The organism is Pontiella sulfatireligans, assembly GCF_900890705.1.
GTDB lineage: Bacteria > Verrucomicrobiota > Kiritimatiellia > Kiritimatiellales > Pontiellaceae > Pontiella > Pontiella sulfatireligans.
The window spans coordinates 908231-923616 of the sequence record NZ_CAAHFH010000001.1; the positions used below are offsets into that span (position 1 = coordinate 908231).

Sequence of the window (15386 nt, forward strand, 5' to 3'; positions counted from 1 at the left end):
TCGTTCATTTATGCCAAAGCATCTGATCCGGCTAGAACTGCACCGTCCAGGAAACCTCTCGGTTTTCCGGCGATTCTAAAACGACGCGCACCAATCCCTTTTCCTTCTTCAGGCTGGCTTTGGCGCTGGATGCCACCGATCTGGCCGCTGCTCCATTCGATGCCACCACAATGGTATAGGATTCGCCGGCCACCACCGATGAGGTTGCGGAGAGGGTTTTCTTTTTCGCATCCCAGACGACATCTTTCATATCCAGCATGCCCTGCAGAATATGGCGGTCGGTGGAAAGCACCTGCGGGTGGTTCACTTTTTCGCGCACGGAAACCATCAACGCCTGCCCCTTCTCGAGCGACACGGTAAACGCGGTTGCACCGGAAACGGTATCCACCAGCGCATCATTCCAGAAGTCGTAGACATAGTACGATTTTTTCGGATCGAGCCCGAGCGAACCGGTCGTCATTGGATCGGCGCTCAGCGGTACAGAGATCTCTTTCGGCTTTTTATCGTGATTAAAAACCAGGATCTGCTGCCAGCCGAGCTCCACGTCAAGCGCATAGATATTGGGGTCTTCCAGACTTTGGAAAAGATCAACCGGACGCACAAGCACATTGTCAGGGATCACCGGATAGACGCGTTCGAGATCGTGCAGCACCTCCGGCGACATGTCGCGGAACGAGCTGGCGAGCTCCAGCCGCGCGCTGACCATGTAGAGCGTGCTCAGCCAAGTGCGCAGCTGCGTTTGAGTCAGCGGCCGATCCGGCTTTGCGATGGCCTTGCTGTCGGGGTAATAGTTGTAGAGCACGCGATTTTTATACCAGCGCAGTCCAATCTTGCTGACCATTTCGGGATCGAAGCCGGAGCCGTCGCCGGTGACGCGCTGCAAGTCCACCACCCCAAGCGTCGCTTCCATCAGCGGGCAGTGTTTTCCGCCGAGCAGGCGTTCGTGCAGATAGGCCCCGGGACCGAGACCTTCGCGACAGGTTTCATAATAGCTGCGATAGGCGCTGAGGGTCGTGGCATACGGGTCTTCGAACCCTCCTTCGGGATGCCATCCGGTTTCCGGATAATCAAACTTGATCCCCTTCATGCCTTCGGCCCGCAGTCGCTGCCACATGGCCAGCATATAGGCTTTGAATCCGGGATCGGTCGGGTCGTAGGAGACCGGAGGCCGGTTATGCCCGTGAAACAGGTGCAGGCGGCTGATGTCGTTGTTCAGCATCCAGTCGGGATGCTCCAAGGCAAAGTCGTTCGACGGCATGCCGACCTGAAAATAGGTAAATGGAATCCCGCCGCGTTCAGCAACAGCCGCGCAAAAACTTCCAAAGGTTGGATACGGCTCACGGAGGGTATTGTATTTGGCCCAGTGTTCGTCGTCGTACCAGCCCTGCTGGGTATTGCCGTGTTTGCCGTAGCAGTAATAGTCGGGCTCAACCCGAACGGCGACCGGCGAATAGTTCAGGAACCCGCTCTGCTGTACGATATCCATCTCTTCGACCATGCCGGCGGTGTTGTTGATTGGAATGCCGCTGCCCAGACCTCGGTTTTGAGTCGCCCACCCGCAAACGGTTGGGAAAGAATAAACCTTTGGAGCGGCCTGATGCGCTGCACGCACCGTCTGGCCGTATTTTTCCAGCGAAGCAAATCCGTCGGATGTGCTCAAATCGAGATAAAACCGGTCGCGCGAAATATAGTCGGTTCCGGGATCAATCAGGCGTCCGTGCGGATCGCTGGCCAGCAGCTCCAGCGACAAACCGCCTTTGGCTTCCGCAAAACGAACCTCTTTCATAAACTCATAGGTCTGCAATGCGCCGGCCGTCACGCTGCGTCGCTTTTCGCCAGCGAGATAGGTGACGAACGCCATATTCAGGGACGAAATCTTCGCCCCCTTGTTCAGTTTAGTTTTCGCCTGACCCGCTCCGCCATTGAGATTCAAGGCCGAGGTGACCCGTTCCTTTTCCGGGATCACGCCGTCGCAAACAATGGCTTCCTTCAGCCGGACCGGGAAGCTCAGCCGGTTACGGATTCCGAAACCGAGGGCGATAAAATCGGCTTCATCATAAAGATCGATCATTAAGATTTCGATCGGGCGGTAGTCATGCGCGATGGTTTTGAAAATTTTGAGCCGCACGCCCTTCCCCAGCGCATCGGCCAACGGCTCCTGCTCAACCGCGTAGCTGGCAGGATAGGTTTTTGGCACCCGTTTTTCATACTCCGCCTTGCTGAATCCCCGGTCATAAATGAACGAAGCGTTTTTCACTCGGATGTCCCCGGTCGCCAAATCCGTCACCTGATAGGTTCCCTCGAACAGATTAAACTGAACAGAAATCTTCTGGTTGGCGATGGTAACCACCGGACCGGCCTCCGTCACGGTCGTTCCGGCCAGGCCGGTGCACGCCAACATCAAACTCAACAAGCTGGCAAACATCATTTTCATATTCAGTCTCCTCGATACACTGATTCTTTGGGTTCAATTCGATAATCAATCAGGATTACTCAACCGGGAAAGCTTCAGGTCAAGAATCCGGACCGGTTCGCACGTCGCAAGGGTCAGGGTGTTGCGACCTTTTTTAAGATCCAGCAACAGCACCGTCTGCCAGAGAGGGCCTTTCTGACGATTTAAAGCTTTTGAATCCCTCATTCCCGGCTCGACGGCGTTGAGCAGCCATTCGACCGTCGTGCGCTGCCCGTTGAGCGTGACGTAGAGACTGTCGTTCAGGACACTTGGGCAATCCACGAAGAGATCGAGGGCAATAAATCCCTCCACATTGCTAGTAAAGGTCCAGCTGGCGGAGCCGCCCTCGCCCGGCGCATAGCGCGGCTGCTCGGTCGGTCCGCTGAGCGCCCCATCGACGAGCTGCATCGGTGCCTCGATACGCGCCGTGCTCAAAGAGAGTTTCGGAAGCTTCGGCTCAATCTCGTAGCGCCAGCCGACGACCGGCGGACGGAACGGAATGTAGTTGGCGATGGCGGTCATCTTGTACCACTTGCCGTTCTGCAGGTCGTTGTTGAAATAATCGGCCATTTGCTGGGCAACCATGAACTGAGCGTAGGCCTTCCGGGCCAGCTCATTGGCCTCCGGCGATCCCTGCTCTGACAGTTCGCGGCTTCGCTTGGCCAGATAGCGCGAGCTGTGCAGGCCGGCACAGGCTTTGACCGGATAGGCGATCAGATGGAAATAGGCATCTTGCAGGCGAGCGGGAAGACGCGCAGAAACGGCATCAGTCCGGGAGATGAGTTCCTGCCATTTTTCGGTGCGCTGAATTTCCTCGTCCCGCTCAAACTGATATTTGTCGGCATCAATATATTCCGCCCGGCAAAATCGAATCAGATCGATAAAGTCGCTCTGGATGGATGCAATTTCTGCGGCCGAGTCCGCCTCGAAGGTCCGCGCGGCCCACGCCTGATAGTAGGACATTGCGGTTTCTTCCGTCCAGGGTGCCGGGTCCCAGGCCAAATCCATGTAGAACTCGAGCTCTTTCTCGGCATGCTTAATGTCGCCGACGTTGACGACCCAAAGTTTATCCGTTTTTGCCTGCAGGGCGGCGTGGTGTTCTTTGGCAATTAGATCCAGCGGGGTGGAGTTGAGCCAGGTGGTGCGCCCGCTGATTCCCGGTCCGAGATGCTGGAAATGATAATACACGCCATTGCCGCCACTGCGCGCCTGCTGATCGGCATCAGGATATTGGCGCATGGTGCCGCTGTTGTTATCCGGCCAGACCAGAGTGACATCTTCCGGAATAATCAACCCCTCGTTAAATTGCTTCAGCACTTCTGAATAGGGCACGAAAATTTGAGGGATCTCCTGAGCTGGTTTCTTGAATACATCGGCCAGAATCTGGCGTTGTGCCAGAATACCCTCGTTAATGACGTCGATGACATCCACCCCGTCCGGCACCTTAATTCCGCTATCACCGCTGCCGCGCATCGCCAGGGTGAAAATATTGTCACACTCTTTCGCTTCGACCACTCGCTTCTTCAGCCATTCCAGGAACAGCTCTTTGTTCGCGTAATACCCATACTTTTCCCGTCCGTTTTCATCGCCCCATTCGTGCAGCGTATTGCGGTGCAGCGGCTCATGGTGGCTGGATCCGATGATGATGCCAAAGCGGTTGGCCATCTCCCGATTGCCCTCCACATAATGGAACGGAAAGGTTTTGTGGGGCAGTTGTCCCCAAATGCGAGAGTTCGTTCGGTTATGCATCGCCGGCCATAGATAATTGGCGCGCAGGCGCAGCATCAGTTCATAGATTTTCTCATAGGCCTTGGGGCCCAGATGCTCCTCATTAAAATAGTTGCAGGCCCAGGGTCGCAGATGGTTATCTTCGTCGTTAATAAAAATGCCGCGGTATTGCACCGCTGGACCGGCAAAAACCTTATCGGAAACACTCAGCTCAATTTCAGTCCGGGGTTCCGGCGGCAGATCGGCCCACCAGATCCACGGGGAGATACCGAGCATTCGCGAGAGTTCCAGCGTGCCGTAGGCGGTTCCGCGCGGATCGGACCCCATCACCACGACCGAGCCGTTAACGCGGGCGTGTAAAAAGCGTTCCCACCCGCCCGTGAGTTGCTTCACCGGCAACGTCTCCCGACCAGCGAGTTGCTGGATCAGCGCACTTTTCCCAACCTGTCCGAGATAGATGGCCGGCTTGGCAGACACCGCATGCACAATCGCAGGGCGCACGCCGCCGATCGCCTCAATATCCTCCGCGAGCATCCGGGCGGCTTCATGAAGTACCGGAGCGGCATCAGCGTCAACGCAGATCGGAGCCACATTCCCATTTTTTAAAATCGTGAATGATGAGTCGCACCACGCACTCATGACCACTAGCAAAAACGATAATACTAAGACATTCTTCATTACATCACCTCTTGCCATTCTTCTTTATAGGAAACCATACGTTCCCGCCTATAGATCAACGTGTACGAACACCTTTGAGTTGGCCGTGCGCCCCCTTTGGCCTTCGGTTTCAACCTACGCTTTGGCCGGACAGGTTCCTGCCCAGCTTTTTGATCTTTTATTTAACGCGATTGCGTCTGGTTCCATATTTCAACTCCGAATTAATGCTGTTCTGCCATTGCGTCAACAGACTCTTCAATTGTTGTGTTTTTTCCGGATCGGAGTCGGACAGATCATTCATTTCACCGAGATCGTCGGTAAGACAGTAGAGTTCATACCGGTTGCCGGCATGAAAGTGAATGAGCTTATAGTCGCCCATGCGCACCGCCGAAAAAGCTTTGGCGCCAGTTCCTCCGTGATTGTGTGGATAGTGCCAGTAGATGGCCTCCCGCTCCAATGCATTGCCTCCTTTGAGCAACGGCACCAGCGATACGCCGTCGGCGTGCTGCTTCGGGCGAAGCGGCAGTCCGGCGGCGTCCAGCAGCGTCGGATAAAAATCGGTGCTGGTCACCGGCACACTGCAACGGCTGCCAGGTTTGGTCACGCCCGGCCAACGGATGATCATCGGCTCGCGGATGCCGCCTTCATAGGCAAACGCCTTCCCGGCGCGCAGCGGCAGGTTGGAGGTCGGCCCGCCAAAGGTGCCTTTCGTGGACAGCCCGCCGTTGTCCGACATAAACACCACGATGGTGTTCTTTTCCATGCCCTGAGTTTTCAGCGTTGAGAGCAAGCGCCCCACGCTCTCGTCCAGACACTCGACCATCGCCGCATAGGTGGGATCGTTCTGCACTTTCTTCTGACGGTTTTCGGCCAGGTTCCGATCATTGGAAATTCCCATATCCGCCGCTTTCTTTTTGTACTTTTCGATTTTTTCCGCCGGGGCTTCGAGCGGCGTATGCACAGTGTGGTACGAAAAATAGAGAAAGAACGGTTCGGGCTTTCCTGCGCGGCTTTCCAGATAGTTGATCGCTTCATCGGTCAGCCGTTCGGTCAAATATTCGCCCTCAACTCCGACCTCCAATCCGGGAATCGGATGAGCAAACTTTTTCGACTGTCTCTCAGAAAAATAGGGATAAAAATAGGTCGGGGGCTGGCCATAGTGGCAACCGCCGATGTTGATATCGAAGCCCTGATCTTCCGGCAGCGTTTTCCCCTTTGCATTGCCGAGGTGCCACTTGCCGGTGAAATAGGTGGCATAGCCGCCATCCTTCAGCGCTTCGGCGATGGTTACCTCCGAGCGCTTCATGGCCCCGCCAATGTTGGTGTGGCCGGTGCGGGCGGGATATTTTCCGCTCAGGATGCTGTTGCGCGTCGGCGAACAGACCGACCCCGCCGCATAGGCGTCGGTAAAAAACATGCCCGATGCCGCCAACGCGTCTATGTTCGGCGTTTCATAAAACGAGCTTCCGTTGCAGGTTAGATCCGTCCAACCCAGATCGTCCACCAGAAGAAAAAGAATATTCGGCTTTTGTCCCGCTAAAGCCCATCCTGCCATTAGGGCCGTAAGGCCGGTCAACACGTATATTTTCAGTTTTTTCATTCCCATCCTATGTATCTAAAACCTCATTCAAAATAATCCGTATCAGGCAGGTTATGCTGGACAGCTTATTCTATTAATTACCGGCCCTGGAAATATCCTTTGGCCCAGTGCCTGCAGACAGGATCACAGGAAAGGCCGGCAACGGCAAGTGGAACATGATGGAACACCGAGGTACACCGTTTGATTTTTTCGCCGCCAGAAACGGATGACGTTTGAGAGTCCACCCCCTGAAAAACAACAGCCCGTCCCAACTCAGATGAACGGACATTCCCCATGTCGCCCCGGCAAATTCTAGCCTGCTTCTGTTCATCATCCGAAAGCATCCGGATTGCAAAATGTTCTGGCGCCGTCTTTCCGACATCATTTCCTTGGAAAAAAAACAATCGGAAAGAACAAACTGGCGCCCCTTGGCCCCCTTACCTGGCCGGCAATCCGCGAAAGCGGCCATAACAAGCATCCTTAAGGTAATGTCCTGAGTTCTTTGCGGCATAAGGACGCGACGAAGCGCGCCCCTCCAGCATTAAACCGTGCGATAACCGGACTGCCGCGTAGAAAGGGGACAGGATCATTGGATGACAGGATGATATCGTTGAAGAATGTCACAACACATTATTTCCTCTGGAGATATAACGAGCATAGGGAGCGGTTCAAATTGAGCAATAAATCTAGCATGCGCGCCCTGCGGCATCAATCCGGCAGACTATCTCCGCGAAATTCTCGAGGCCCTGCCAACGATGAAACAGTCCGAGGCTGCCAGTTGGACGCCAGCCCGCTGGAAATCAATCCGCGAAACCACCGGAGAGTAACCCTGTCGAGGCGGTCACCGAAGAGACGCATACACCTCAGCGAATTCCAGCTCTATCGTAACGTGCCATAGTAATGACTCCGACGGAGCGTCGCCCCCCACAAAAACCCTGTCCCAAACAATGGGTAATTATCCTAGTCAGTATTGGCCGGAATCCGGACCGTGAACGTTGTGATACTCCCCATAGAGGCATTGCCGGGATTGCTCAGTTGCAGGCGGAAGGTCTCCTCGCTCTCGGCGATCAGATCGCGGGCGATGGGTACGCTGATCACACGCGAACGCTCCAGCGGGGAAAAGGTGATTTGTCCGCTGCCGATCACACGAAAATCAGCGCCCTTAGCCGCAGTGACATCCTCAACCGACAAATCCACCGTGATGGCGTCGTCAACCGCCATGGAAAGGACGATCGGTACTTGAAGCGCCGTACGCGATTCAGGCGCAACGACCCAGTCGCTTTCGAAGCTGATGGTCACGCTGCCATCGTTCACGAACGGCGGCGAGCCTACCGGCAGCAGCTGCGAGGTTGAGTCGTACAGATAGTTGTCATGCCATGTCGAAAACGGCATGGCGGAACCCGCAATATTGAACAGATTGGCGGTATAAGGCGCATAGTAGACATTGTCCGCCGAGATCATGGAGTCGGGAATGATCGTGGAGTCATCAAAATGGTGCAGGCTGCCGGAGGTGCCGGCCGACGCAACGACATTGTTCCGCACGACGGCATCCTTTGCCGCGTAGATATCCGGAATATTTGCCTGCTTCGTCCGGACCGTACGGGAAGAAGCGAGCATGCCCCGCCACGAGACCAACCCGGTCTGCTTAAGCAGGTTGTTCTCAACACGATTACTCTCCGCATCCATTATGATGGCAGCGTTTCGGTTCTCGTAGCAGGAATTGTTAATCGCTTCTTGGTTCAACGTATTGATCTCGAACCAGATGGCTCCTTGGTTTTCGGAAAAATAGCCATCGTCAACGGTGATGTCCCAGTTTTGGGCATCCGCCCAGAGTCCGGTATAATTGTGTTTGGAAACACGGGTCCGCTCAAAATAGAGCCGGCTTGAGAACATGATCTTTCCAATCCCTGCGAGATCGGGCCCCGTATAGTTCCCCAGATCATTGCGCCACTGGTTTTGTTCCACCGCGCAATCCTGAACCCATGCACGGCTGTAGCCGCGCACCAGTGAAAGCCCTTCCCGGCCATTGCGGTCGAATGAGCAACGACGGATTACCGTATTGTATCCGGAACCGGAAGATTTCAGTCCGGAGCTTCCATTGTCGATAATTTCACAGTCTTCGATCAGCAGGTATTTGCTGCCTACGATATTCAAAGCACCTTTATGATAACCATAGAATGAGGCGGAATGCTGAACCCGGATGCCTCGAATAACCACATATTCACAGTTATTAAAATATAGATTTAAGCGCAGCAGTTCCTCGTGGATGCCGACTTCCAGCAAACTCGTATTGGGGTCTCCCGTTGTCCGGACATAGATGAGATCATTATCTTCATCCACATAGAAGGCATGCTCGTCGGTCATGTAGGCATCGTTGCTCGGATCCGGAGCCGCCTGCAGGCTGGCGAGCGTCATGTACGGGCGCAGCAGTTCGCCATCCATGGAAACAATCTCTCGGCGATACCGCGCTTCAGTGGTTTCGTCAAAGACGTTTGTTGTACTGCGCCCAAAATTATAGGCCCATGCATGGGTCCAGATCCCGCTTCCAGGAGCCGTTTCCGACCAAGCATCATCGTCCCACACTTCCGACCCGCTAAGCGTGACGGTCCCCGGTGTTTCCGCCTCTATGATGATGGGTTTGAAGCGGGTTCCATTTTTCTTCAGAACAATACCCCCTTCGCGGTACACCCCGGGTTTGATTACGATGCGGCTTCCCGGCGCCATGGTTGCTGACAGAGCGTTGACTCGATCAACCGCTTCTCCAATTGAGCTCAGCGGAGTGCCGACGGAGCCATCGTTTCCATCGCTGCCGGTGGCCCCATCCACATAGAAGGTTCGGTCGCTCGTCCATTGCTCGATATCGCGAACCGCCCACAAGTCCTGCCGGAAATCTGCCTTTGCGCGGATCTGCTCTGCGGACAGCACGGTATCGTAAATATTGAAATCGCTGATTTTTCCAATTAATGGATTGGCTCTTGCCAGATCGGAACCGATCCGCGAGGCATCCAAAACAGACGGTTGCGCAACCGTGAAATATTGCGTCCCGTCATGCATTCCGTTGATGTAGAAATCAACACGCTTTTCCGAAGGCGCGTACGTGACGGCGAGATGAAGCCAATTGTGCTCCGGGTGATTCCGCCGCTCGTGGCTGACCGTCATTAAAAAATCGAGTGAGTGCTCCGCAAAACGGCGATAGGTTGTTTCCACGCTTTCGCCCGTCACCCCGTTGCCCCCCGTGTTTCCATGCACCTTGAAAACCAAGCCGACATCCCGGTCTTTTCCATCCCCGGTGTGGGTGCCGGAATGGTTGTCGCGTAAATACAGTTGCACGTTGCCGGGCAAGGAACCGGAATCGAACAGCATGGTGGTTGCACCGGTTATATCGTCAAGATAAACATCCATGGATAGCGTCAGTGCATCGACGCTTCCAATGATTGGAAGATCAAGCATGTTGGCTCCATCGAATGCGTAGGCTTGGAAATGTTCGGTCCGTCCCTCGATAAAATTTACAGCCCCTCCGGCAAGAGTCGCATGCCGACCAAATATCGAGCTGTCCAGCAAGTCGCTTTGGAGCTCCAGCCTAACCGCAGGAATATTGGTTTCAATGGCCCGATAGAACCCGGCGGACGTGTCGTTGAAATCGCGCTCCGTATGGAAACGCCCATCGCCGACAATGGGGTTACCAAGATTTTCCCATGGTGTCATGAGATTGGTCGACGATTGAAACTGGTAGGTTGTCCCCGGCTCGGCGCGCTCGAGCCAAACGTCAACCTGATTCGTTGCGCCGACCTCCATATGCAAGGCCCCGTAAACCATGAGGGAACCGCATGAGCAGAACAACATGCCCCCCAAAAGGGCCGCATAAAATGGTCTCATGTGATACCTCTCGTTCATTATGAACAACTCGCAAACACCACTAAAAGTCGCCCTTGGGAAATTCGGTGATACGCAGAAGCGTACTGCCGAGCGGCTGGAGTGTGAGCACAGAATTATTCGTTATCTCCAGTTTTTCCGGGAACTCCGGGACTTCCTGATGGTGGCACAGCTTCCAGTTTTTGACATAGCGGCCGGGCACCTTTAGTTTGATGGGCGGGTTATCCCACGGGTAGCCCTTGGCCCCCGTCTGGATCACCTTAATCTGCTCCGGCTTCAGGTTGGCGGAAAGCGCATAGCTCCAGGTGGAACGCGGTTGCAACTGAATGGACGGATATTCTTCCGAGCATTTTCCAATGCCGCCGTCATCTGTGGTCAACGTTTGCTTAGCCTTGATCGGCAACGAATAAACGAGCGGACCGTATTCCACTGAAATGCCCTGCCCTCGATCGACCACGACCGGTGCGGCATCGAATTCGATCGAAATTGAATCACCATTTTTAAAGGTGCGGTTCAGCTTTGCATAAATCGTATTTTCCGTTCCGGACTGAACTTCTTTTCCATTAACGAGTACTTTATAGCCCGTGCTCCAACCTGGAATGCGGAGACGAAATTCCAGTTGCTCCGATTTCTCCATCTCGAAGTCGAAACGAATCGCGTGTTCAAATGGATATTCGGTGGACTGCTTAATCTTAAGCGCTTTACCGTTCTCCAGCTCAAGTCCCACCGTGCCCGGCACGTAGAGCGCAACCGTGACCTGATGGCCCTTCTGCAGCCACGAGCGCTTCAGGAAGTCGGGAAACATGCGGTGTATGTTGCCGGCGCAGCACTCGGTGTCGTGGCCGGCGCGGTAAGTCATGCGCCCCTTGGTCATGTAGCCCCATCCGTCGTGGTCGTTCCAATGGCTGGTGCCATCGGTACTGATCATCAGGTTGGGCGACCCGTAATACTGAAAGGCCTTGAAGTCCTTGGTGATTGAGCTGAAACCGGCATTATAAATCACCTTTTCCATGCGATCAGCATAGACGGGATTGTCGGTTGCCCGCAGGGCCCAACCGGCCGTCCAGACAAACTCGGTGGCGTTGCAGGTTTCGTGGGCGGCGGCGCTGCTGACCGGGCGGATGCCTTCCACACCCGTGGTGAGGCCATCCGCCATTGTGCTGTAACGCTCCATCTTATCGTAGGCCTTCTCAAGCGCTTTCCGATATTGCTCATCGCCGGTGTGCAAATAGAGCACGGCGGGCAGCTTGAGAAATTCGAGATAGGAAACCGCGTGGCCAGTAGGCGTTGTGCCTGCCAGCATTCCCGGCGCAACCAGGCAGTGCTTTTCTCCCTTCGCCTTTACGAAAGCGGCATAAAGACTCTGCGCCCGTTCCAGCCAAGAGGAGTCGCCCGTGACTTCCGTGAGCGAACATAGATGCTCCACATGCAGCACGGTACGCTCGTTGAAGCCGCTCAAATCGGCAAATTCAATAGACTGCCCTTCAGGATAAACGGCATTATAGTGGCCTTCGATTGCCGCCAGCAGTTCGGGGTCCTGCGTGTTGGCATACTCCTCGAACAGCATGCGCATCAACACCACCATCGGCCACGAATCGTTTTCAACATTGGAAGCACCGAGCCGCCCGCCGGCCTTGGGGTTTTCAACAACAGCTTTGACGTTATTCCGCACCCGTTCAATCAGCGCATCGGATTCAAGGAGGTAACCGCAACGCAACGCGCCGGTCAGATAATAGGCCGTCTGTTCGTAGGGCCACCAATCCGAACCGCTGCCCGAAAACTCGCGGTCGCGCACATTCATAGCTTCCGTCCACATGCCGGTATTGAACGGAAAGCCGCTCTGTTCCGGATGACCAGTTAATCCCGACTCCTGCCGTTCCAGAAAGTCAAGCGCCCAGCCTGAGGGTTTCAGGTTTTGAGCAGGCAGGTCTTTCAAAACGCCGCCTGATTCGGCACATGCGCCAACCACAACAATCAGCACAAACGCTCCACATACTGTTTTTTTCATCACCCAATTCTTCATCTTCTTTTCCTTTTTCAACTATCGTTGTGTCACGCCGTGACGGTCCCGGAAACGCGCCCGGCAGTCATTCAACTCATCGGATGACTGACCGCACATTTCCCTGAGTTCAGTCAGCACAGGGCTGCCTTCATATTTTTCGATCAGATTATTCATTTCTGAGGGATCAAGCTGGAGATCGAACAACTGCTCGAAGTCGGGTTTCTTCTCTGCAAAATTGAGATCGGTTTCAGTATAGCCCTCCACACCGTCGTACATGCGGATGTATTTCCATTTACCCTTTCGGATCCCCTCAGAAAACGGCGTATCGCGCCCTGTGTAGAGATTCTCCAGAAACAGGTGCTTCCGCCACTCCACATTTTCACCCTTCATCAGAGGAACAAGACTGCTCCCTTGCATCTCTGCCGGTTGACCCACTCCCGCATACTCGAGAATCGAGCTGGTTATATCCAAACTCGACACCAGTTCTTTAACATCCCGTCCGCGCAGCTCCTCCGGAAGACGCGGGTCATACACAAAACAAGGGAATTTTGCGGTAAGGTCATAGAGCAACGCCTTTCCGCCCATGCCGTATTCGCCCATGAGCAATCCGTGGTCGCTAGAAAAAATAATCACCGTATTTTGATCAAGCCCTTTTGCCTTCAGGGTTTCGACCATGTCGCCAATAACCAGATCCAGTCCCGTAATCTGTTGATAATACCGGATGTGATGCTCCCGGCAGGCCTCAACCGTGTAGTCGTAGGGATAGATCTTTCCTTTGCGCCCCTGGTCCTGATCCATTATTGCCTTCGGAATAAACCGGTATGGATCCGTCGCGGTTTCAGCAGGAATTCCAATGCCCTGGTCTCGGTACAGATAGCCATAGACCGGATGGCCTTTCAGCTTTGGATTCTCGCACGCCCGGGCTTCCCAGTCATGCATGCTCATCATTTGAGATCCGTGCGGCACCGAAAAGCTCACCGACAGACAGAACGGCGCGTCGGCGGGCGCTTGGTCGAGAAAACGCGTAATGCTTTCGCCCATCACCGGGGTAATGATTTCCTCGCCGGAATCGTGATAGATTTTACAGTTCGTATCGTTTGCCTTCGGGAAAAAATTCGCCCAGCCATCATGGCCGCGCCAGAAGTCGAACCGCTTATCCGCCTGCCCTCTGAACGTGTAGTATTCGACCCCGAATTTGCCGATAAATCCCGTATAATATCCGCTTCGTTTCAACAGGGCGGGATACGTCTGCTCCCACTGTTCATCGTTAAGCCGATAGCTGGAGGTAAAGCCCACCCCATTCACACGTTCATGCATCCCGGTAAAAAACGCCACACGGCTCGGTGCACACGTCGGCTCCGCAATATAGGCATTGCTGAAGCGCACCCCGCTTCGAATGAGCTTGTCCACATTGGGCGTTTTAACGAACTCGTGCCCCATGATGCCGAATGAATTATCCCGCTGGTCATCCGTCAGCAGAAAAATAATATTGGGTTGATCCCTGCGACTGGGTTCAGCCCCCCCGGACAGCACTCCTGCCAAGACAACCAAACACCCCAAAACATTCCTACACATCCATACAGTCATATTTCACTCCTTTTTCTACTGTTCTACCGTCTGACGGATATCAGCAGATGAGGCACGGTTTTCAGGATTCATTCCCCTGCAGGATTAAGAGGGACAACAATATTCCAGATATTTTTACCGTCATCAAATCCGCCGTCACCATCCATCACAGCAAAGGTGAGATGGGTCAGTTTTCCGTCCTGGATCAAACCTTGAACACGTTCCAGCTGCCCCATCTGGCGTTCGGTACCGTCATCCCACTTGACGATTTTGGTATACGCGGTCGGTTGATCATCCAGCGTCCAACTCAGGCCATCCTGCGAGTGCGCCAGAATCCCTCCCTGAAAAACGCCACCCACCTTGCCGTGCTGATCTTTGGCCAGCATGTGATAGCCCTTTTCGTCCTGCCAGAGAAAGGGATCTTCCAAGACGCCAAAACGGTCGTCGCTGAAGATCGGCTCATCCATCACGACCGTATACGGCCCCGTATAATGCGGTGCCTTGGCCACGCCCAGCATCATGCCGCTATGATAAGGAAACTCGTTGTTGTATTGGCGGGCCTTGAAGATTAACAGCACACTGCCGTCATCGTGAACGACCGGAGTCGGGTTAGAGGTCAGGAAACTGTAAAAGGTCTCCGGTTTGACATCCAGCACCGGATGATTCATGCGAGTCCAAGGTCCATAGGGACTCTTGGAGGTGGCGATGCCAATCCGTTTATTGTTGCGTCCAACAATCGAATACTTAGACCCAAGGATCACTTCGTCCAAATGCTTTCCGGCGGTGGCAAACGGGTGGGTCGAGCCGGTATAGAAGAGAATGTAGGTATCCTTGTGCTTGAAAACTTTGGGATTAAACTGCGAACAGCCATCCCAGAACTGGGGACTGCGAGGCCCCACGGCCACATCGCTGAATTCATAAGGACCTTCCGGCTGATCGGCAACGGCATGCACAATCTCCGAAGCAACCATCCAGCCCGGGTGAAACTTAATCCCCTTGGGCCAGCGGGCAACATACATATGGTATTTCCCGTCATCACCTTTGACGATTGAGCTACCCCAGACCCAGTAGTCAGCGTCTTTGTAGCCACCCTCCACATGCGCCCGACCCATGCTGTTATATATTTCGTTGCCCCGGATCTCCACCGGATCATGTTTTTCCATATAGGGATTCGTCTTTCCCCCGTTTACTTTTGGCTGGGAGCCGCAAGCGACGGTCAGCAACAGCCCCAAGTTCAGCGTCACACCGATGTAAATAGAATTAAAGACCTTCATGTTGGACATCCCTTTTTTTTGATCTACTACTGTTTCCTTAAAACCCTGCTGAGCAGCGATAGAACTCAACGGTCGGCGCTTCCTGCAATAGCGTTATGTTTTACTGAAGCCAGATTGTGGCCTGCAGGCCACAAACCAGTGTTCATACAGCAAGTAGAAATACCGCCTGGGCATCTTATTTACTTAGATCACGATGCAACGAGCCATGTATGGACACGCTATTCCTGAAGATCGCCGAAGCAGAATGTGTTCCTG

Annotated in this window: 8 protein-coding genes; all 8 read right to left on the reverse strand. The window is 54.1% G+C overall.

The genetic code is table 11. From position 1 onward, the window contains the following. Nucleotides 1-31: 31 nt before the first annotated feature. The 8 genes from SCARR_RS03260 to SCARR_RS03295 all read right to left on the reverse strand — a co-directional run bounded on the left by SCARR_RS03260 (nt 32) and on the right by SCARR_RS03295 (nt 15131). Nucleotides 32-2434 carry an alpha-amylase family protein gene (locus SCARR_RS03260; protein WP_136060085.1) on the reverse strand — a complete coding sequence of 801 codons (2403 nt, stop codon included), beginning with the start codon at nt 2432-2434 and terminating at the stop codon, nt 32-34. 45 nt (nt 2435-2479) lie between these two features. Beyond that, nucleotides 2480-4858 (reverse strand): glycosyl hydrolase 115 family protein, encoded by a 2379-nt coding sequence (locus tag SCARR_RS03265; RefSeq protein ID WP_168432957.1) that lies wholly within the window; start codon nt 4856-4858, stop codon nt 2480-2482. 157 nt (nt 4859-5015) lie between these two features. Then, nucleotides 5016-6437 (reverse strand): sulfatase, encoded by a 1422-nt coding sequence (locus SCARR_RS03270; RefSeq protein WP_136060087.1) that lies wholly within the window; start codon nt 6435-6437, stop codon nt 5016-5018. Nucleotides 6438-6510: 73 nt separating this feature from the next. Continuing rightward, nucleotides 6511-6885 carry a hypothetical protein gene (locus SCARR_RS03275; RefSeq protein ID WP_136060088.1) on the reverse strand — a complete coding sequence of 125 codons (375 nt, stop codon included), beginning with the start codon at nt 6883-6885 and terminating at the stop codon, nt 6511-6513. Between the two features lie 491 nt (nt 6886-7376). Then, nucleotides 7377-10292, reverse strand: a complete 2916-nt coding sequence (locus tag SCARR_RS03280; protein WP_168432958.1) for a right-handed parallel beta-helix repeat-containing protein — start codon at nt 10290-10292, stop codon at nt 7377-7379. Between the two features lie 40 nt (nt 10293-10332). Then, nucleotides 10333-12312: a beta-L-arabinofuranosidase domain-containing protein gene (locus tag SCARR_RS03285; protein WP_136060090.1), complete on the reverse strand. Its 1980-nt coding sequence runs from the start codon at nt 12310-12312 to the stop codon at nt 10333-10335. A gap of 18 nt (nt 12313-12330) precedes the next feature. Then, a complete protein-coding gene (locus SCARR_RS03290) occupies nt 12331-13878 on the reverse strand; it encodes a sulfatase-like hydrolase/transferase (RefSeq protein WP_136060091.1) in 1548 nt (515 codons plus the stop codon). Nucleotides 13879-13946: 68 nt separating this feature from the next. After that, the gene (locus SCARR_RS03295) at nt 13947-15131 is read right to left on the reverse strand and encodes a glycoside hydrolase family protein (RefSeq protein ID WP_222846162.1); all 1185 of its coding nucleotides are present in this window, start codon (nt 15129-15131) and stop codon (nt 13947-13949) included. Between the last annotated feature and the right edge of the window lie 255 nt (nt 15132-15386).

Excerpts from the sequence above, each read along its gene's own strand:
- SCARR_RS03260 (WP_136060085.1), bottom strand. The coding sequence starts at position 2,434 with ATGAAAATGATGTTTGCCAGCTTGTTGAGTTTGATGTTGGCGTGCACC.
- SCARR_RS03265 (WP_168432957.1), bottom strand. The coding sequence starts at position 4,858 with ATGAAGAATGTCTTAGTATTATCGTTTTTGCTAGTGGTCATGAGTGCG.
- SCARR_RS03270 (WP_136060087.1), bottom strand. The coding sequence starts at position 6,437 with ATGAAAAAACTGAAAATATACGTGTTGACCGGCCTTACGGCCCTAATG.
- SCARR_RS03275 (WP_136060088.1), bottom strand. The coding sequence starts at position 6,885 with ATGGCCGCTTTCGCGGATTGCCGGCCAGGTAAGGGGGCCAAGGGGCGC.
- SCARR_RS03280 (WP_168432958.1), bottom strand. The coding sequence starts at position 10,292 with ATGAGACCATTTTATGCGGCCCTTTTGGGGGGCATGTTGTTCTGCTCA.
- SCARR_RS03285 (WP_136060090.1), bottom strand. The coding sequence starts at position 12,312 with ATGAAGAATTGGGTGATGAAAAAAACAGTATGTGGAGCGTTTGTGCTG.
- SCARR_RS03290 (WP_136060091.1), bottom strand. The coding sequence starts at position 13,878 with ATGACTGTATGGATGTGTAGGAATGTTTTGGGGTGTTTGGTTGTCTTG.
- SCARR_RS03295 (WP_222846162.1), bottom strand. The coding sequence starts at position 15,131 with ATGAAGGTCTTTAATTCTATTTACATCGGTGTGACGCTGAACTTGGGG.